At 64.3% G+C, this 3,793-nt stretch carries 4 protein-coding genes and 1 riboswitch; of the genes, 2 read left to right on the top strand and 2 right to left on the bottom strand.

Going from position 1 to position 3,793, the window contains the following annotated elements; translation table 11 throughout:
* A partial coding sequence (locus tag ABR948_RS28905; RefSeq protein ID WP_428124630.1) for a pyridoxal phosphate-dependent aminotransferase occupies positions 1–817 on the bottom strand: 817 nt, incomplete at its 3' end.
* A gap of 27 nt (positions 818–844) precedes the next feature.
* Positions 845–1,696 (bottom strand): chorismate mutase, encoded by an 852-nt coding sequence (locus ABR948_RS28900; RefSeq protein ID WP_428124628.1) that lies wholly within the window; start codon positions 1,694–1,696, stop codon positions 845–847.
* A 219-nt stretch (positions 1,697–1,915) separates the two neighbouring features.
* Positions 1,916–1,995: riboswitch (SAM riboswitch) on the top strand.
* 87 nt (positions 1,996–2,082) lie between these two features.
* Here ABR948_RS28900 and metX point away from each other — a divergent pair.
* Positions 2,083–3,285 (top strand): homoserine O-acetyltransferase MetX, encoded by a 1,203-nt coding sequence (gene metX / locus ABR948_RS28895; RefSeq protein ID WP_428124626.1) that lies wholly within the window; start codon positions 2,083–2,085, stop codon positions 3,283–3,285.
* A gap of 1 nt (position 3,286) precedes the next feature.
* A partial coding sequence (gene metW, locus ABR948_RS28890) for a methionine biosynthesis protein MetW (protein WP_428124624.1) occupies positions 3,287–3,793 on the top strand: 507 nt, incomplete at its 3' end.

Raw genomic sequence — 3,793 nt, 5'->3', positions numbered from 1 at the left:
ACATTCGCTGGTGTTCGGTATCCTCGATCGCCGCCACCGCCGCCAGCATCGCCGGTGTCGAGACGTTGAACGGTCCGCGAATACGGTTGACCGCATCGACGATATGGGCCGGCCCGAACATCCAGCCGACGCGCAGCGCCGCGAGGCCGTGAATCTTGGAAAACGTATGGGTCATCACGGTGTTTTCGGTGGTCGCGACCATTTCGATGCCGATCTCGTAGTCGTTGCGCGACACGTAGTCGGAATAGGCGGCATCGAGCACCAACAGCACATGCGCCGGCAAACCGGCGCGCAGCCGCTTGACCTCGTCGAACGGCAGATAGGTCCCGGTCGGGTTGTTCGGGTTGGCGAGCCACACCAGCTTGGTGCGCGGCGAGACCAGTTTCAGGATCGCGTCGACGTCGCTGGTGAAATTGGTCTCGGGCGCGACCACGTTGACAGCGCCGTTGGCCTTGGTCGCGATCGGGTACACCAGAAAGCCGTGGGTGGTGGAGATCGCTTCGTCGCCATGGCTGAGATAGGCGTGCGCCAGCAAATTGAGGATTTCGTCGGAGCCGGCGCCGCAGATGATGCGGTCGGGATCGAGCCCGAAGGCGCGGCCGATGGCCTCGCGCAGCACGCGCGAGGTGCCTTCCGGATAATCCTCCAGATGTGCCGCGGCCTCCCGGTAGATCGCCATCGCCTTCGGCGAAGGCCCGAACGGGGTCTCGTTGGCGGACAGCTTGAATACCTTGCGGCCCGGCTCCGGCACCGGGCTCTTGCCCGGCGTGTAGGGCGCAATATCGAGAATGCCGGGATTCGGCACGGGTCGGGACATCTTCGGCTCCGGAATATCGGGGGGCTGCTAGGACTTTACAGCCCCGTTCGGGGGCACCGTATAGCGCGTTGCATGGCTGCCGACGAGGGCCGACGACCGCACCGAGGCACCGGCCTCGAGCAATGCCGAGGTGATCCTTTCAAGGGTGCCGGGGCCGGCGACCGATACCAGCAGGGCGGCCCCGTCGAAGGCGGTATCGGGTACCGCCACGATTTCCGCCAGCGGCGACAGTGCGCGGGCGGTCTCGGCATCCCAGCCGGAGACGCGCACGCTCCACATTTCGACTTCGGTCACCATGGCGCTGTCGGCGACGCGCGACACCACGAATACCGGCAGTGCCGCCGGATGGTCGGCGCGTTCGACGAACGGCAGCCGTGCGATGATCTTCGGCGCACCGCTGGCTTCCAGCGCGATCCACCACGGGGTGCGGCTGGAGGTGGCGGAGACCAGCGCCAGATCGCCCTTCGACCAGGCCACCGCGTCGACCGCGGCGGTGGCGCTGAAATGCGAGATGTAGGGAACGGTGAAGCCGAAATGGAACCGGGCCGAATCCCGCATCGCGGACTCGCCCAGCGAGATGTCGGCATGGACCGAAAACGGCGCCTGCACATAGGTGAATGTCGAAATGATCACGCGCCAGATGCTCTCGACGGTGTCGAGCGGCAGGATGCCGCGGTGGCGCTGCACCAGCCGGCGCATCATGTCGGCTTCGCGCGCCGGGCGGAACGCCGAGCCGACCTCCTGGGTCTGCTTCACCTGGATCAGGCGATCGATAATATCGCCGCGCTGCATCAACAGGCTGTGCATCTGCGCGTCGATGCTGTCGATCTCTTGGCGCAGCACCTCGAGCGAGGGCGGAGCCGGGGGTGATTGAGACATGGGGGCGTCCAACGAAAGCGTTCTTCCTCATCCATCAGGAGCGGCGTCTTCGCGGCGTCCCGACGGATCGTGGCCCGTTCTCCCTCATGGTTCGAGACCGCGCAAGGGCGCACCGCCACCATGGGGTCTGGAAGCGCCGGGAATTGGGCCGGTCCCCAAGACCGTAGCCATGTTAACCATGGCTTGCCTTGACGAAAGGCGCCTGCGCGACTAATATGTAAGCTATTCCGTGGTCATTTGAGCCGGCCGGCTTGCAGCCACGTTAAACAACTCGCTAAACAGGCCGGGGACAATTGTGATCCCGGCCGAACCTATGTTCAGGCCGGGTTTTTTATGGCCTGATTTCCGGTGGTTCTTCGAAGCCTCCCGAAGAGGTCGGGTTCACGATGGTAAGTGTGCAGTCGATACCAAGTCCGGCGATCCATGCCGAGGAACGCGCCCACGAAGCGGACCATCCGAGTTCGCTGGTGGCGCTGTTCGGCGCCGACCAGCCGCTGAAGCTTGATTGCGGCATCGATCTGGCGCCGTTCCAGATCGCCTACAAGACCTATGGCCAGCTCAATGCGGAGCGTTCCAACGCCATTCTGATCTTCCATGCCCTGACCGGCGACCAGCATGTCGCCAGTATCCATCCGGTGACCGGCAAACCGGGCTGGTGGGAAACCATGGTCGGTCCCGGCCGTCCGCTCGATACCGACAAATATTTCATCATCTGCTCCAACGTCATCGGCGGCTGCATGGGCTCGACCGGCCCGGCATCGACCAATCCCGCCACCGGCAAAGTGTGGGGACTGGATTTTCCGGTCATCACGATTCCCGACATGGTGCGCGCCCAGACCATGCTGATCGACCGGCTGGGGATTGATACGCTGTTCTGCGTGGTCGGCGGCTCGATGGGCGGCATGCAGGCGCTGCAATGGACCGCGGCCTATCCCAAGCGCGTGTTCTCGGTGTTGGCGGTGGCCTGCAGCACCCGGCATTCGGCGCAGAACATCGCCTTCCACGAACTCGGCCGGCAGGCGGTGATGGCCGATCCGGACTGGCGTCACGGCCGCTATTTCGAGGAAGGCAGCTATCCGCATCGCGGTCTCGGCGTGGCCCGGATGGCGGCGCATATCACCTATCTCTCGGACGCCGCCCTGCACCGCAAGTTCGGCCGCCGCATGCAGGACCGCGACCTCCCGACGTTTTCGTTCGACGCGGATTTCCAGGTCGAAAGCTATCTGCGCTATCAGGGCTCGTCCTTTGTCGAGCGGTTCGATGCCAACAGCTATCTCTATCTGACCCGGGCGATGGATTATTTCGACATCGCCGCCGATCATGACGGCGTGCTGGCGCAGGCGTTCCGCGGCATTGCGACCCGGCTCTGCGTGGTATCGTTCACCAGCGACTGGCTGTTCCCGACATCGGAGTCGCGCGCCATCGTCCATGCGCTCAACGCCAGCGGCGCGCGGGTCTCGTTCGCGGAAATCGAGACCGACCGCGGCCACGACGCGTTCCTGCTGGATGTGCCGGAATTCTTCGATATCTCGCGTGCGTTCCTGGAATCCGCGGGCAAGGCCCGCGGCCTGACCCGGACAGGCAGCTGACATGACCCTGCAGCAACAGGTCCTGCCGCTGGCCGGCACTCCGCCCCAGGACTTCAGGCATTATCGCGGCGATCATCTGCTGGTGGCGCAGATGGTCGAGCGCGGTTCAAAGGTGCTCGACGTCGGCTGCGGCGACGGCGATTTGCTGCAGCTCCTGGAAACCCGGGGCATCGATGGCCGCGGCATCGAATTGTCGCGCGAGGGCGTCAATCGCTGCGTTGCCAAGGGTCTGGCGGTGGTGCAGGGCGACGCCGACACTGACCTGGTCAACTATCCCGACGATGCCTTCGATTATGTGATCCTGTCGCAGACCCTGCAGGCGACGCGGCAACCGCGCGTGGTGCTGGAGAATCTGCTGCGGATCGGGCGCCGCGCCATCGTGTCGTTCCCGAATTTCGGGTTCTGGCGGATGCGGCTGCAATTATTGGTCGGCGGTCACATGCCGCGCACCGAAAATCTGCCGGCGACCTGGTACGACACGCCGAATATTCACTTCTGCACCATCAAG

The sequence above is a fragment of the Bradyrhizobium sp. genome (assembly GCF_050014615.1).
Classification (GTDB): Bacteria; Pseudomonadota; Alphaproteobacteria; order Rhizobiales; family Xanthobacteraceae; genus Bradyrhizobium.
Note: the sequence above shows the minus strand (reverse complement) of the source record. Positions and strands in the feature narration are given on the sequence as shown.